Source organism: Aquimarina sp. AD1 (assembly GCF_003443695.1).
In the GTDB taxonomy this organism is placed as follows: domain Bacteria; phylum Bacteroidota; class Bacteroidia; order Flavobacteriales; family Flavobacteriaceae; genus Aquimarina; species Aquimarina latercula.
This window is the reverse complement of sequence record NZ_CP031966.1, coordinates 5432832-5449137: the sequence shown is the minus strand read 5'-3', so window position 1 is coordinate 5449137 and position 16306 is coordinate 5432832. Positions and strand designations below refer to the sequence as shown.

The following is a 16306-nucleotide window of genomic DNA, read 5'->3' as shown; positions in this document are numbered from 1 at the left end:
CGTTTTTAAAAATCAATATTTATACCTAGTGTGTATGTTTTAGCAGGAGGAGCTGAATAAAAAGTCTCTCCTACTTGAATATTAGAATCTCCGTTAAAATCCGCAGTAGATTCTGGATCGTATCCATCATAGTCAGTAAAAGTGAGTAAATTAAAACCTGTGAAATAAACTCTTACTCGTTCCATATAAAATTTCTTTGTTACCTCTTGCGGTATGGTATATCCTAAAGTCAAATTTCTTAATCTTATGAAATCTGATTCCTGAAGGTATCTTGTAGATGCCTGCTGTCCATTTGTACTAAACAAACGAGCTTGTGGAACATCCGTGATATCTCCTGGTTGTTGCCATCTTCTTAATTGATCTGTAGTTTGGTTATCGAAAAATCTTGCATTTCCCGATTGAAACCGTCCGCCGTTATTATATATCGAGGCACCCCATTCTCCTTGAAAAGTAAATGCAAAATCAATTCCTTTATAAGATATATTATTAGTAAAACCAGCTATAAAATCAGGGTAAGGGCTACCAGCTATAATTCTATCTGCCTCATTAAAATTATTTGTAGTACTTCTATCAATTGAACCATCTGCATTCACAGTATTTCTAACAAATAAAGCATCTCCATTAGCCGGATCAGCACCTGCAAATTCTACTACATAAAATGAAGAAACCGTTTCACCTTCTCGTACAATGTTTCTCCCTGCTATAATATCTCCACCTGGCAATTTAGTTACTTCATTATCAATCGTAGAAAGATTTAATGATGTACTCCAACTACCATCTGCAGAAACAATATTTTTTGTATTAATAATGAATTCAAATCCTCTATTTTTCATTTCTCCTACATTTCTAGTAATATTAGGAAAACCTGAAGCTCCCGGAACAGGCTCATTTAACAGAAGGTCATCGGTATCTTTTACATAGTAATCAATTTCTCCAGAGATTCTATTATTTAAGAAACCAAAATCTAATCCTATATCCACCTGAGTTGTTTTTTCCCATTTAAGTGCTGGATTTCCTAACTGAGTAGGAGCTAATCCCGCTCTTTGATTATATGGAGTTCCTTGAAACAAACTCAAACTTGCAAAATTTCCAATACCTGCATTACCTGTAATTCCCCAACTTCCTCTAAGTTTTAGCAGTGAAACAACTTCTGAACTATTAAGGAACGATTCTTCTGAAACTATCCATCCCACTGATGCTGCTGGGAACCATCCAAATCTATTTTCATCCCCAAATCTAGAAGAACCATCATATCGTATACTTGCATTGAACAGATATTTATCGGCAATTGAAAGTGTAGTTCTACCAAAGTAAGAGAGAAAATTAAATCTAGTTCGGCTAGATCCACCTGCTGTAATTTCTGCTGCGCTATTTAATGTTTGTAAATCATCAGAAGGAAAACCTTGACCTTGGGCAAACTGCAATCTTCGCTGACTATCTTCATAACTCATTCCTAAGGTTCCTTCAAAATCAAAAGTATCATTAAACCTTTTATTGTAGGTGAAGTAGTTATTTAAATTATACTTTTCTGTTTGAACAGCATTTGCAGTTCCAAATCCACCAACCGAAGCTGACTCAGTAAGACTTCCGGAAAAACGTTCTGCTACCTGAGATAGAAAATCATATCCTATCTCTGATCTAAAACTTAATTCAGGTAGAATTTTATATTCAGCATACACATTTGCTAATACTCTCCAGATATTCGTTTTGAAGTTTCCATTAAATTCTTCTGTCAAAAAATTATAATATTCCGTAGATTCATTATTAGGAGTAACACCGTCTGCTAAATACGCAGGAGAAAGTGGTGATTGCGCTATTGCCTGAAGTGGGGTTGCAAATGCATTATCATTAGAAATTCTGTCTATTATAGATTTCGAAACACTTGAATTAGTTCCCACTCTAAACTTTTCAGAAAGTGTATGATCTATATTTGTTCTAAAAGAATATCTTTCTAATTGATTTCCACGAACAATACCATCTGTATTATTATATGCGGTAGACATAAAAAATCTTGTTTTTTCGCTTCCACCTGAAACCGATACTCCAAAATCTTGTACTGATCCATCTACCAAAGCTAATTCTTGCCAATCCGTATCGACTTCTCCATTTCTCCAATCTAATCCATTAGCATAAAAATCAAATTGCCCTTCTATTCCGGCTTGAGTAAAACCAGCGTTTAATGCAGATTCTGTTACTAATTCTACATACTGTTCTGCATTAAGCCAATCTCTAATATTCGTAGCACTACTAACTCCATAAGAAGAATTAAGTGACACTTTTGTTTTCCCTTGTTTCCCCTGTTTTGTTGTAATAATAATAACTCCATTCGTTCCTCTGGCTCCATAAATAGCGGCAGAAGAAGCATCTTTGAGAATATCGATTGATTCTATATCATTAGGATTTAATGCAATTAAAGGGTTAATTGGGGAATCATTAATAGATTCATCAGAATTAGTTATTGGAATACCATCTACTACATATAAAGGTTCCTGAGAAGAAGATATTGTAGATATTCCTCTAACTCTTACCTTTACTCCTCCTTCTACTTTACCGTTTAATTGTGTTACTTGTACGCCTGCTGCTTTACCTGTCAGGGTACTTTGTAAACTTGGAGTTGGTATTTCATTAATTTTATCAGAAGAAATAGAAGCTATATTAGCTGTAATTTTCCTTCTAGATTGTGTCCCAAAACCTACTACTACCACTTCTTCTAAAGCACTAACATCTTCTTCAAGGACTACGTCTATCATATTTTGATTGGTAATTATTATTTCTTGCGAAATATATCCAAGAAAAGAATACATAATAATTTCTTGATTTTCTGCTTCTATAGAATAGATTCCATCGAAATTTGTTTGGGTTCCTCTTTTTGTTTTCTTAATAATTATATTAACTCCTGGAATAGGTAATCCGTTACTGTCTGTTACAGTTCCAGATATGGATCTTTGTTGCGCTAATGCAATACTCGATATAAAAAAAACGAGTATTAATAATTTGTAATGGTTGATTTTCATAATTGAAATTTTTCAAGATTTATACTCCAATATTTAGTCATAACATAAAAGAAGGCAAGAGTATATTGAAGGCTAACTCAATAATAACATCACCAATATGATTAAACTACACAATTATTATTGGTAATCTCTTGCCCGTTCCTTTAATGATTGAGTGATAAAGGAACTTATAGAAGTCAAAAAAATGGATAAAGCCTATCAACGTTTACCTTGCCGATAAAAATTTACTTATGAAAATGAATAGTAGTGTTTTATATTTAATCAAGACGTTTCATTGTATTTCACTAAAGGGATTAATCAATTAAACGAAATGAACAATCTATACATCTAATAGCTATAAGTTAATAGTTAATCAAATTCAATTATACTATATGTTTACCTTTTATATCTAACCATCAAAATAATATGCTTCACAAATTTAAATCTTGAAATATGGAATAAAGAAAGGTCTACTTTTCAGTAGACCTTCCCTTTCCTTACATGTTTTATTATAATTAGAAACCAGGATTTTGTTCTATAAATGGAGATAATTCCCTAATCCCTTGAGGTATTGGATATATAGTTTTATCCATACCTGGAGCAGAAAGAGCTTCGTTTGGTTGATCCGGTCTTCTTAAACTCAAGTTGTTTCTTAAAAGATCCATTCGTCTTTGTCCTTCAAAAGCCAATTCTTTTCTTCTTTCATTTAAAATAATATCTAAATCAACACTTGTTAAATCAGATAATCCTGCTCTATTTCTTAATAGATTAATATCTTCCAGTGGTGTTGAACCCACAGAAGAACTTGCTCTAAAATTAGCCTCTGCTCTTATTAAATACATTTCTGTAATTCTTAATACAGGTGCGTCATCAGAGTTGTTAACGTCCTCCGGAAATTTATTAGTAAATATTCTATCCGCACCTTCAGCTCCAGGTCCAGTTTGAGTCAAGTTATCAAATCTTAAATCTCCAGGCTCTTCAGCATATGCATCTAACAAATTTTGAGAAAAAGGAACATCACCTCTTCCTCCAGGGACAGGATTACTTAATCCTGAAAATCCTTGCCCAGATGTCTGACCTGTTACTGCATCATTTATTAATGTAAATACATGTTCTGGTGAATCTGGAGAGTCATAAAAAGTATAATCAGGAGCTAAACTATAGAAGGAATCGTTAATTACATCGTTTGCAAAATTTGCAGCATCACCCCAACGTTCTTGATACAAATACAATTTCGCTAATAGCGCTTCAGCGGCTCTTGAACTAGCTCCTATTCTATTATTGGTTTCTAAATCAGGAATGATAGCTAATAATTCCGTTTCTACAAAATCATATATTTGCCCTAAAGTTACTCTAGGTAACTCTTGACCTTGTTCTGATGTAACTACAAGAGGTACGCTCAAATTATTTGCTCCTGCTCCAATTTGTAAAGGTTGTCCGAAAATTGTTGAGATATTAAAGTATACTAAAGCTCTTAAAAACCTAGCCTCTGCTATAGCTCCTGTACGTTGTTCTTCTGTAAAGCTCTCATCTGGTACTAAAGGAACATTATCGATAACTAGATTTGCAGCTCCGATAACTTCGTAACTATCATCCCATATACCAAATACCGCTCCATTAGCAGATAATGTAGCATAATCTCTTATCTCTCCAAATGTGGTAAAAGTACCTATGAAATCTACATTATCAGACTGCCACTCTGTAATAAATTGTAATGTTCCGTTAAGTACATTATCCTGTTGTGCTCTATTATATATACCTGTTACAGCTCCTAATGCTAAGGAACCGTTTGAAAACACAACCTCATTAGCCGTATCATCCTCTGGTAATAATTCTATTCTATCTTCGCAAGAAGTCGTTAGTATTACCAGTAAAATTACTAGTAAACTAAACTTATTATTTTTATTTATACTTGTTTTCATACGTGTATATTATATCGTTAAATTGTTTAGAAGGACAAATTAATACCAAAAGTATATGTTGAAGCTTGTGGTAAAGTAAAGAAATCTTGTCCTATAGCACCAGCACCATTAGATCCATTTGATACTTCTGGATCATAACCATCTAACCCATCACTTTTAAAAGTCAATAAGTTTGTAGCAGTAGCATATAACCTTACTTTATTAATAAAAATCTTATCTAAAAAATTATCAGAAAGTGTATATGCTAAAGTTACATTCTTTAATCTAAGGAAAGACCCATCTTCTAATTGAGCTGTAGAATTTTGATTAAATGTATTTATTGTTGGGCTATCGGGACTAGGTATTAGAGCCTGATCTCCTGGTTGTTGCCAAACACTTAAAACTCTTGATGATTTATTAAAACCGCTTATTGGGTTTTCTGTAAATGTTCTAGAAGTTAATAATATGTCATTACCTACAGAGAAGTTAAATAATGTATTTAACGACCAATTTTTATATGTAAACACATTCGAAAATCCTCCAACTACATCAGGATTTGCTTGACCAACTATTCTTCTATCTGCATCCGTTGGGGTTGTTGTAGGATTACCATCAGCATCAAGCCATTCAGCATCACCTGTTTGAGGATTAACTCCAATATATGGAATCAAATACCATGAATTTGCAGAATGTCCTTCTATTGCTCTCTGTCCTGAAAATGCAAGTGACCCACCTGCTTGAGCAACAAACCTATTTCCATTCTCATCTACGCTTGCTGATTCAGGAAGACTTGTAACTTCATTCTTGTTAAATCCAAGATTTAGACTAGAGGTCCATTTAAAACCGTCATTAGCTCCTTTAAAAATCACAGCGTCCATAGAAAAGTCTACACCCGTATTCTGTAATTCTCCAATATTTTCATTTCTTCCATTCAGTCCAAAATTAAATGTAGGATCCACAGGAACAAATAAAATTAAATCATCTGTAACTCTTTCATAATACTCTACATTAAAAGACAATCTTCTATTAAAAAAAGCGGCAGTTAACCCTACATCCCAAGTCGTAGTACTTTCCCAACGTAAATCTGGATTTGCCAAAGTGAATGGAGTTAACCCTGAATTACCATTAAAGTTATTTCCTGTAAACAATCCTAAAGAAGGGAAGTTTCCTATTCTATCATTACCAGTTGTACCATAACTCCCATTTAATTTTAATCCTTGAATCCAATCAACGTTCTGCATGAATGATTCATCAGAAACATTCCATCCTACTGCCGCCGACCAAAATGTACCGAACCTATTGTTTGCACCAAATCTTGAAGAACCGTCTCTTCTTACAGTACCTTCAACAATATACTTACCATTTGCGTAGTCATAAGAAGCTCTACCTAAATAAGAAACTAATCTAGTTGCATCTCCGCTTGAAGAAGTAACAGGAAATGTCGAAGCTGATTCAATATTCAATTGAGCATCAGATAAGAAACCTGTACCTTGAGCTTGTACATTTCTAAAAGCATTCTCTTCATAAGAGAATCCTCCAAAAACATTTAAATTATGTGAATCACCGAAACTCTTATTATAGGTAAGAATACTATTAAGTATATATCTATTTTGTTGGAAAACGGAGTTTGCCGCAGATCCACCTGGAGTTAATAGATCAACATTTCTTTGTTGGTTTTCTGTAAACACCCTATCTATTCCAAAATCTTGTTTAAAACTTAATCCATCTAATAAAGACGATAAATTAAAATCTAAAGATCCATTTCCAACGATTCGTGTAGTTGTCGATAAATTTAGATTTAATAGTTCTTGAGCTATTACATTGCCCCCACCTACGTTACCAGCTGTCGTAAAATTACCTTCATCATCAAATGGTTCTACATCTGGTCTTTGTAATAATGCAATAGTATATGGAGAAGCAAAAGCATTCTCTGCTGGTACTCTATCAAATCTGTTATGAGAGATATTTGCATTTAATGTTGCTGTCAACCAGTTACCTGCTTTCGCTTGGACATTTGATCTAAAACTAGTTCTCTCTAAATTATCACCTACTCTAATACCTTCTTGGTCTTCTCTTGTTGCGCCAATAAAATAGTTTCCATTTTGATTACCACCTCGCACACTAAAATTATATGATTGTGTCGAAGCAGTTCTCAAAACCGCATCTAAAGCATCAAACTCTCCTCCAGCACTAGTCAATGGACTTGCTCCTACCGCTGAACCATTTCTAATAAGTGTTGTAAAATCAATGAATTCTTGAGCATTTAATAAATCTGGCGAATCTGTAATAGATGCAAAAGATGTGTTAATGTCTATATCCACCGTAACTTTTCCATCTTTTCTTCCGCTCTTAGTTGTAATCAATACAACTCCATTGCCTCCACGTGAACCATATAATGCTGCTGCTGCTGCTGATTTTAAAACAGAAATACTTTCAATATCATTTGGGTTTATATTAGCCAAAGGATTAATCCCTTGTCCCGAACCTTGTCCAAAAGTAGTAAAGTTATCACCTAGTACTATTCCGTCGATAACAAATAATGGTCTTGTGTTACTACCAATTGAATTAGTACCTCTAATATTAATTGTAGGAGAAGCTCCTAAACCTCCAGAACTAGAAAAAACCTGTACTCCTGCCGCTTGTCCTTGTAGTATATTTTGTGGAGAATCGGCAACAATATCCTGTATATCATCACTTGAAACTGTAGTAATACTGGTAACCAATTTTTTTTCGATCTGCGATCCATAAGCAACTACTACAACTTCCTCCAACTCAGCTGCCGAGGCTTCTAATTGCACATTAATATTATTTGAATCGCCTACCACGATTTCTTTGGTAGCAAAACCCACATAACTAAACGATAGTACAGCTCCTCTATTTGCCTTTATACTATAATTTCCATCAAAGTCCGTTTGCGTTCCGTTGGATGTGTTTTTAACAATAACATTAACTCCCGGTAAGGGTAAGTCTTTATTATCCGTTATTAATCCAGTGATCATTTTTTCTTGTGCTAAAGAAATACTGGATACAAAAAATACAAACAACAGTAATTTGTAATTAATTTGTTTCATAAATTAAATTTCATAAAATTAAACCTCCGTTAGAAATTGCAAAAAGAGAAAAAGAATATGATAATGATGGCTAATTCAATCTATCTATTGACTTTTTATAAAATGTATAAGGCATTCTGTAGATTAAAAAATTCTCCTTCTCTTTCTAGCAATATTTGACAAAACAAGTGATTATGGGACTTCAACTAGTTAAAAATGATCAAGCTTTACCTTTTTACCGATGAAATTTTACTTATTTACTTAGCTTTCTATTGTAAGGGTTTGATTTTAACAAAAATCAAAAACAAAAGCATTTTACATCTTTAATTATAATACTAAAAAATAAAAATGAGAGAACTATTTTTTTAGTTAGACACTAAAACTTCTTAAATATTCGGATGGAGTAATCTGATTATACTTTTTGAAAGATTTATTAAAAGTAACTTTATTATTAAACCCTACTTCATAGGCAACATCAATAATATTGACAACCCCAGATTTGTTCTTTTTTAAAATTGACATAGCTTCGTTAATTCTATATGAATTAATTAAATCAAAGAAATTTAGTCCAAAATGTTCATTTATAATCTGCGAGGTATTATGCCTATTTGTGTTTAATAGATCGGCTATTTTTTGCAAAGTAATATCATTCTTTCGATATACTTTTTCTTTGTCCATAAGCTTAACAAGTTTATCTTTTAATTCTATCGACAATTCTGTTGTTAAACTTGAAGAACTATATTTAAAAGGATTCAATTTATTAATGTTATGAGTTTTTAGAGATCTATTTTTATTATCTCTAACAAGTGCTAGATTAAAAAACGTATTATAACTTATATATAACACTAACAAATTCATTAGAAAAATTTGAAGATTAAATAATAAACTTCCCATTTCATATTTTCTGAAAATAAATGTATATGTTCCATAAAATGCAGCGTAAAGACTATAAAACATTATTAAGTTTCTTTGCCAATTCTTTTTTGATATATCCAAAGTCTTCTCTTTCTTTCTTTTATTAAAGTGTTCCATTACTAACAACAATCCATAAATCATTAATGAAATTAATTTTGCTATCATTATTAAAATAACATAAGGTCTTTCGTTATGAATAATCATATATAATTTTTCTTCACTCGATAAAGAATATATAGGTATCATAAAAATCAAAAACAAAAGCGTTGGTAGCAAATGCAATAAATCAACTTTTCGAAATTTATGTTGTTGATTGATTCTTTTAAAATAGAAATAAATAAACGGGCCATATAAAAAAGAAAAAGACGCGGATATATATAATGTATGTGGTAAATAAAATTCATAATTAGTAATAAGAATACTAACTCTAAGAATAAAAAGAGAATGGAGTAATAAAAAACAACCAATTAAAAGATTGCCTAATCGATCTTTAGTAGGTTTAAATATTAAAATAGTAGAAATAAAAACACCAATAAATCCTACATATAAACAAAATAAAGCCCATCCGTTAATTTTGCTTTGGTATTTTTTTTGCAATATTTTAAATTTATCATATGTTTTGATTGAATCGAAGTAACTATGATTTACAAATGATACATCAAGTGTACCTAGAATGTATTTTTCAATAAAAACACTAGCCTCATCTGGCTGATCAGATTTAGCATAAGAAAAGGCTAACCTTTTATGTAAATAATTAGGATCCTTATAATCATCAATTAATAACGTTTTGTATATCGAAATTGCCAGATCATATTTTTTTAAACTAAAAAGCGTATCAGCTTTAGCTAAAGCATGCGTGGTGTCGGAAATAAAATCTACCACTAAGTTCACATTGTTATTCTTTGCAAATAGACCACCGCTAAAAAGAAAACAAAGTAAAAATATACAACAATAAGCAGATTTTAGGTTTAATTGAGTTTGTAACATAATATGCTGAAAAATCTGTGTAGATAAAAATACTATATGTTTATTATTATTTTCATAAAACTAATCGAACATCCCATTGGTCGAAAAACAAGTTTAAAAATTACATAAAAATAATTTAAAAAACTTAAAACCAATATATTAATACTTTAAATACAATTAAATTTAATCATTAAAACGAAAATAATGTAACCATAATGAGATGGCAATAATGAATATCTTCATGGCTAACTCAAATATTACATTTCATAAAACTTGAACAAAGTCTTTATAGAAAATGTACATCCCTTTTATGATTACAATGTAAAAGAAAGGATAGAAAATATAAAGTCGGGTAACCCTTATCAAGGTTTACCTTTACCGAATAATGTTTACTTAATTCCGAAGAATGTTTACTAAAACGTACCCTAATTAAACTAAGCTACAAATGTTTTTAGATATTCCGAAGGTGTGATTTGGTTATACTTTTTAAAAGACTTATTAAAGGTTACTTTATTATTAAAACCTACTTCATAAGCGATATCAATAATATTAAATTTTTTATGCTTTTCACCTTGTAAAAGCTCTTTTGCTTCTTCGATTCTATATTTATTAATTAACTCAAAAAAGTTTAAATTAAAATGTTCATTTATTATCTGAGAAGTATTATGCCTCGTTGTGTCCATTAACTCTGAGAGCCCTTGAAGGGTTATATTATTTTGTTTATAGATTTTTTCTTCGTTTAATAAATACAGTAATTTTTCTTTTAATTCTGCTGATAAGCTTTCCGTAAGTCCAGATTTTACATACTTAGTAACAGGTAATTTATTTTGTGGCTTAGTCTTGATCACCTTTAGGCTTCCGAAAATACTAGGTTGAACAAAAGCAGTATAACTTACATACAATACTAATAACGCCATTAATCCAACCTGCATATTGAATAGAAAACCACTGTAAATTTTAGAAATAATTAAAAATGCATAAATACTATATGTGACTATATATACAGAACAAAAAATTACAATATTTCTTTGCCAAACAGATTCAAAACGTAAAACTGATCTCTTGTCTCTAATTGACTTAATATAAATTTTTAAAACCAATCCGCCATAAATCATAAGTGACATCAATTTCACAATAGTGATTAAAGCACCATGCGGAACGGTACCATTTAACATCATTTTTAATTTTTCTTCTGCTGATAAAAAATATACTGGCAACAACAAGAATACAATTAATAATACAGTAGGAACTAAATGTAAAAGATCTATAGTTTTAAAAACATATTTATTAATAACTCTTTTAAAATAAAAATAAATTAAAGGACCATATAAAAATGAAAAAGAAGTAGATATGTACAAACTATGTGAAAAATAATATTGATAATTTGTCAATAGCGCGCAGATATGTAGAATAAAAAAGGAATGTAGTAATACAAATAAGCTCATTAAAAGATTAGCCACTTTGTCAGAACGTTTTCTAAGATTTAAAACTATCGCAACAAAAAAACCAATGAAACCAACATACAAACAAAAAATCGACCACAAATCAACTTTTTTGAGATACCTATCTGTTAATAGCTGATAAGATTCTGAGTCACTTATATTATGAAAAAAACTATGACCAGCAAAAGAAACATCCGAACTTGCTTTCACATACCTATCAATATATTGTACAGCAAGTTCCGGTTCTCTCATTTCAGAATATGTAAAAGCCAATTTCTGAAATACTGATAAAGAATCCGCTTGGTTTTCTTCTAAGGAATTAAGATATTTATCAATTACAAATTGATATTGCTCTTTAGTATCATATCCACCCTGAGTGTAGGATAAAGTATTATCCTTATCTATTTTCCCATTACTACTAAAGCAATAAACGGTTGAAGAAATAGAAAATAAAACAAAGACACCTAGTAAAGATATTTTTATATTTTTTTTTGAGTTAGCCACACAATTATTACTAAATAATTATTGATCCTAATTTACGATAATTTTTTCTTATTTTTTTCAAAATACAGCATCTCCCGATAATATCTTACCCAAAAACTCAATAAAATCAATAGTTTTAAAACAAAAAATTATTCATAAATCATATGGTATTCCCGTAACTAACTTGCGAAATATCAATAAATCTTACATTTTAAATATCAAAAAAATGGAGAAAAAAGCGTCATTATATCATATTTTTTTTGCTTCTTCCCAAAATACATCCATTTCGGCAAGTGTCATATCCTGTAAACTCTTGCTCTTTTCTTTTGCTTTTTGTTCCAAATACTGAAACCGTTTTATAAACTTTTTATTGGTTCGTTCTAATGCGTCTTCTGGATTAACATTTAAGAAACGAGCATAGTTGATCATCGAGAATAATACATCGCCAAACTCAGATTCTATCTTATCAGTATCCTGTTTTCTAATCTCGTCTTGAAGTTCTCTCAACTCCTCCTCCAGTTTTTCGAAAACTTGTTGTGGTTCTTCCCAATCGAAACCAACTCCTGCAACCTTATCTTGTATTCGGCTTGCTTTGACTAAAGCGGGCAAAGATTTAGGAACACCTTCTAAAACACTATTTTTACCTTCTTTAAGTTTTAAATTCTCCCAATTTCGTTTTACATCTTCTTCATCTATTACTTCTACATCACCATAAATATGAGGATGACGACTAATTAATTTTTCACATATTTCATTGGCCACGTCGGCAATATCAAAATCTTTAGTTTCGCTTCCTATTTTAGCATAAAAAACTATATGTAATAATAAATCTCCAAGCTCTTTTTTAACCTCATCTAAATTATTATCTAATATAGCATCACCTAGTTCATAAGTTTCTTCAATAGTAAGATGTCTAAGTGACTGTAATGTCTGTTTTTTATCCCATGGACATTGCTCTCGCAATTCATCCATTATAGTAAGCAACCTATCAAAAGCTTTTAATTGATTTTCCCTAGAGTTCATTGTATAGTTTTATTTCAAAAATAAGGATAATATTAGGCTCCTTATAATTTAAGAATAAAAGTAATTTTTTATAAAAAAACTATAGATTTGAAGTTCTCTTAACAGTAAAATACTTTTTATGTACTCCATTAAAATTCTTTTTGCTTGTATATACGCTGACGGACATTTTAATCCGATGACTCAATTAGCAGTGCATCCAAAAAAAAGCGTGATGTAAGATGGTATACAGGGAATACTCATGAAAAAATTAAACTCCTATGATACTTAAATATTTGTAAGAAATACATTTTGGATTTAGTATTTTCTAAAACCAAGTAATCAAAGTTGAATTTCACTCATTGTTTTCTGTATTTCTTTAAAATTAGACACTAGATCTTTCACTATTTCATCAACTGGTTTGATATTATTAATCAAGCCTGATACCTGTCCTATTTCAAGTTCTCCTTCTATCAGATCTCCTTCGAACATTCCCTTTTTAGCTCTTGCACGACCCAATAATACTTTTAACTCTTCTAATGATGTTCCTTTATCATACAATGCCGCAACATCATTATAAAATTTATTTTTCAACATTCTTACAGGAGCTAACTCCTTTAATGTAAGCTGTGTATCACCTTCCTTAGCATCAACCACCATTTGTTTAAAGCTATGATGAGAAGAAGCTTCTTCACTTGCGACAAACCTACTACCAATCTGAACTCCATCAGCTCCCAATGCCATTACAGCAAACATAGAAGAACCTGTGGCAATACCTCCAGCCGCAATTAAAGGAATCTTAATCTTTTCCTTTACCATGGGAATTAATGCCAAGGTAGTTGTCTCATCTCTTCCATTATGACCTCCTGCTTCGAAACCTTCAGCTACAACAGCGTCTACTCCGGCATCTTGTGCTTTCATAGCAAATTTCAAGCTACTTACGACATGTACCACAGTAATACCTTTCTGTTTAAGATAAGAAGTATATGTTTTAGGATTACCTGCAGATGTAAAAACTATCTTAACTTCCTCTTCAATTATAATCTCTATAATTTCTTGAAGATTAGGATATAACATAGGAACATTTACGCCAAAGGGCTTATCCGTTGCTTTTTTACATTTCTGAATATGTTCTCTTAATACATCTGGGTACATAGAACCTGCTCCAATAAGTCCCAAACCTCCAGAATTACTAACTGCACTTGCAAGTTTCCATCCACTTGCCCAAATCATCCCTCCTTGAACAATAGGATATTCGATTTTAAAAAGTTCTTTGACCTTATTCATTAGTTTTTAGATATCTTCATTGTATGACGCGAGGTACCAGAAATCAATTCTATTAAATATAAACCGCTTGACAAATCATTTAGCCCAATAGATTTTCCACTTTTCAAACTTTCTGATTTGACTAATTTGCCCTCAGCGGTAAAAATCCGAATTTTAATAGATAAAATAGTAATGGAATTGGAAAATAATTGAAATAATTTACGAAATTACTCCAGACCCAACTAATTCTTCATCAATATACCAAGCAACAAATTGTCCTTCCGTAATTGCACTCTGAGGGTTTTCAAAAACAATATACATACCTGAATCTACTTGATATAAAGTTGCCTTATCAAGAGGTTGTCGATATCGTATTCTTGCCATTACATCTAATTCTTGATCTATCTGCAATTTAATATCTGATCGAACCCAGTGTAATTCTTCATTACTAATAAAAAGAGCTCTTCTATATAAACCGGGATGTGCTTTACCTTGTCCAGTATAAATCACATTAGTATTCACATCAGTTTCGATAACAAACAATGGTTCTGGAGTGCCTCCTACTGCCAAACCTTTTCGTTGTCCTTTGGTATAATAATGTGCCCCTTGATGTTGCCCAACAACTTTCCCATTAGCGATATCGTATTGATATTTTAAAGAAAGAAACTCTAATTCTTCTTTTTTAGAATTAAAATTCGGAATCGTTCTATTATACATTTCTTCTGTACAAGAAATCTCAATAATATCTCCTTGTTTTGGTTGTAATTTTTGTTGAAGGAATTCTGGGAGTCTTACTTTTCCTATAAAACATAGCCCTTGTGAATCTTTCTTATCCGCGGTAATAAGATTTTGTTCTTTTGCAATCTCTCTTACTTCAGGTTTTAGTAATTCACCAACCGGAAAAAGGGTTTTTGATAATTGATCCTGTGATAATTGGCATAAAAAATAAGATTGATCTTTATTAGGATCTTTTCCTGCCAATAAGCGATGCACCTCTTTTCCTTCTTTTATTATTGTATCTTTTCTACAATAATGTCCTGTTGCAACATAATCCGCACCTAAAGACATTGCTATTTTTAAAAAAACATCAAACTTAATCTCTCGATTACATAGTACATCTGGATTTGGTGTTCTTCCTTTTTCATACTCGTTGAACATATAATCCACGATACGTTCTTTATACTCTTCACTAAGATCAACTGTCTGAAAAGGTATACCTAGTTTTTCTGCTACAAGTAAAGCATCATTACTATCATCTAACCATGGACATTCGTCAGAAATAGTAACAGAATCATCGTGCCAATTTTTCATAAAAAGACCTATCACTTCATATCCTTGTTCTTTTAAAAGATATGCCGCTACACTTGAATCTACTCCTCCTGATAAACCTACAATAACCCTTTTCATTACCAACGCTTTCTTTACTTAATATCTTCAAAAAATGAAGAAATCTTTATTTTAAAAATTATCTGCAAAAATAATAAATAAAAAAAGCAATGCTTATGCATTGCTCTAAGGTTTTATCTATCTATCGATTCTAAAAATTGATACTATGAACCTGTTTTTCCAAGAGGGAATGTTTTCTGTTCTAATAACTTCCCATTTTCATAATAATTCCACACTCCATCTTTACGGTCCCTTTTATAAGTACCTTCTATTTTAACTTTCCCCTTTACATCATAGTACTTCGTAATTCCATGTAATTGGTCATCTACATAAGTAAACTCCTTAATTAAAACTCCTTTCTGGGAATATACTATTCGTTTACCTTGCTTTTTACCTTTAGTATAAATTATTTTTTCGGTTAGCTGACCGTTTTCAAAATATGTTTTCTGTTCTCCATCTAATTTTCCAGCTTTATATTCTTCAGTCATCATTATTTCAGAGGATCCTTTATGATAATAAGTCCATACTCCAACTCTTTGCTTACCAAACATTTTTCCTTTACTAATAACCTTTCCTTTAGCAGTAAAGTATTTTATTTGCACACTATCACTATTGGAAGCAAAAACTTTAATAGCTGTTGGCATTTTTCCACTATTTGGTTTATAAAACTTAAACTCTCCAACTTCTTTGCCGTGATCAAAAGTCCCTTCATAACGAAGTTGATCACTATTCTCATATTTCTTTTGCCATTTTCCATGTCTCTTACCATCTGCATCAAAAGAGTTAAACTTCTGAGCATATCCTATAGCGGTTATGTAAGTAAAAACGAAAAACAAAAATCTATTTCGCATGGTTTTATTTCATTTTTAGTAATTTGATAGTCCAAAAAACATACCAATATTCAT

Annotated in this window: 10 protein-coding genes; all 10 read right to left on the bottom strand. The window is 31.4% G+C overall.

Annotation, left to right across the window (positions count from 1 at the left end; all coding sequences use genetic code 11):
* Window positions 1-5: 5 nt before the first annotated feature.
* Window positions 6-3014 (bottom strand): TonB-dependent receptor, encoded by a 3009-nt coding sequence (locus tag D1815_RS23465; RefSeq protein WP_118389790.1) that lies wholly within the window; start codon window positions 3012-3014, stop codon window positions 6-8.
* Window positions 3015-3508: 494 nt separating this feature from the next.
* Entirely contained in the window at window positions 3509-4915 is a 1407-nt protein-coding gene (locus tag D1815_RS23460) for a RagB/SusD family nutrient uptake outer membrane protein (protein ID WP_027392215.1), read from the bottom strand.
* A gap of 26 nt (window positions 4916-4941) precedes the next feature.
* Window positions 4942-7965, bottom strand: a complete 3024-nt coding sequence (locus D1815_RS23455) for a TonB-dependent receptor (RefSeq protein ID WP_118389788.1) — start codon at window positions 7963-7965, stop codon at window positions 4942-4944.
* A gap of 348 nt (window positions 7966-8313) precedes the next feature.
* Entirely contained in the window at window positions 8314-9750 is a 1437-nt protein-coding gene (locus tag D1815_RS23450) for a helix-turn-helix domain-containing protein (protein ID WP_162144479.1), read from the bottom strand.
* A 509-nt stretch (window positions 9751-10259) separates the two neighbouring features.
* Window positions 10260-11771: an AraC family transcriptional regulator gene (locus D1815_RS23445; RefSeq protein ID WP_118389784.1), complete on the bottom strand. Its 1512-nt coding sequence runs from the start codon at window positions 11769-11771 to the stop codon at window positions 10260-10262.
* 228 nt (window positions 11772-11999) lie between these two features.
* A complete protein-coding gene (mazG, locus tag D1815_RS23440) occupies window positions 12000-12773 on the bottom strand; it encodes a nucleoside triphosphate pyrophosphohydrolase (RefSeq protein WP_118389782.1) in 774 nt (257 codons plus the stop codon).
* A 318-nt stretch (window positions 12774-13091) separates the two neighbouring features.
* The gene (locus tag D1815_RS23435; protein WP_118389780.1) at window positions 13092-14036 is read right to left on the bottom strand and encodes a nitronate monooxygenase family protein; all 945 of its coding nucleotides are present in this window, start codon (window positions 14034-14036) and stop codon (window positions 13092-13094) included.
* Entirely contained in the window at window positions 14036-14209 is a 174-nt protein-coding gene (locus tag D1815_RS24120; RefSeq protein WP_118389778.1) for a T9SS type A sorting domain-containing protein, read from the bottom strand. Before D1815_RS24120 ends, D1815_RS23435 begins: the two co-directional genes overlap by 1 nt.
* Before the next feature lie 25 nt (window positions 14210-14234).
* Complete coding sequence (mnmA, locus tag D1815_RS23425; RefSeq protein WP_118389776.1) at window positions 14235-15422, bottom strand: tRNA 2-thiouridine(34) synthase MnmA; 1188 nt, start codon at window positions 15420-15422, stop codon at window positions 14235-14237.
* Window positions 15423-15565: 143 nt separating this feature from the next.
* Entirely contained in the window at window positions 15566-16252 is a 687-nt protein-coding gene (locus tag D1815_RS23420; protein ID WP_118389774.1) for a toxin-antitoxin system YwqK family antitoxin, read from the bottom strand.
* Between the last annotated feature and the right edge of the window lie 54 nt (window positions 16253-16306).

Coding starts and splice junctions, on each gene's coding strand:
- D1815_RS23465 (WP_118389790.1), bottom strand. CDS start 3,014: ATGAAAATCAACCATTACAAATTATTAATACTCGTTTTTTTTATATCG.
- D1815_RS23460 (WP_027392215.1), bottom strand. CDS start 4,915: ATGAAAACAAGTATAAATAAAAATAATAAGTTTAGTTTACTAGTAATT.
- D1815_RS23455 (WP_118389788.1), bottom strand. CDS start 7,965: ATGAAACAAATTAATTACAAATTACTGTTGTTTGTATTTTTTGTATCC.
- mazG (WP_118389782.1), bottom strand. CDS start 12,773: ATGAACTCTAGGGAAAATCAATTAAAAGCTTTTGATAGGTTGCTTACT.
- D1815_RS23435 (WP_118389780.1), bottom strand. CDS start 14,036: ATGAATAAGGTCAAAGAACTTTTTAAAATCGAATATCCTATTGTTCAA.
- mnmA (WP_118389776.1), bottom strand. CDS start 15,422: ATGAAAAGGGTTATTGTAGGTTTATCAGGAGGAGTAGATTCAAGTGTA.
- D1815_RS23420 (WP_118389774.1), bottom strand. CDS start 16,252: ATGCGAAATAGATTTTTGTTTTTCGTTTTTACTTACATAACCGCTATA.